The 475-nt window shown below is 74.3% G+C and carries 1 pseudogene; it reads right to left on the bottom strand.

From position 1 onward, the window contains the following. Nucleotides 1–475: pseudogene (locus HUX53_RS00100) on the bottom strand (glycosyltransferase family 2 protein); the annotation flags it as partial.

Below are 475 nucleotides of genomic sequence, written 5' to 3'. Positions count from 1 at the left end.
TGTTTTTTTTGTTTCAGGGAGAGGGCGGCATACAGGATGGGGGTCGGTGGCGTGGGTGGGGGATGTGTATAAGAGGCGGGGGCGGGCGGCCGCCGGGAGCGGGCGCCGCAGCCACGCGGTGAGCAGCCGGTTGCGGATCTCGCGGCGGCGTCGCCCGGCCGGGTCGCGGCCCGTCTTGGACGGGTGGTGGTGGACGACCAGCTCGGGCACGTAGGCGAGGCCCCAACCTGCGGCGGCCAGGTCGAGCGCGAGCAACTCCTCCTCGCCGGCGAAGTGCAGGACGTCGGAGAAGCCGCCGGCGTCGAGGAACGCGTCCCGGCGCACGATGACCGAGCAGGCGAGGAAGCCGAGGACGGCCGGTCCGGGGAGTCCCCCGGGCCGGCCGAGCGGCGCTTCGGCCATCTGCGCGGAGACCGGGTCGAGCCGCTCCTCCTCGCCGATGAGGACGCGGGCCGCCAGCAGCGCGGTGCGCGGG

Origin of the sequence: Actinomadura sp. BRA 177 (genome assembly GCF_013372625.1) — a bacterium.
Taxonomy (GTDB): Bacteria; Actinomycetota; Actinomycetes; order Streptosporangiales; family Streptosporangiaceae; genus Spirillospora.
This window is presented reverse-complemented; position numbering and strand designations above follow the sequence as displayed.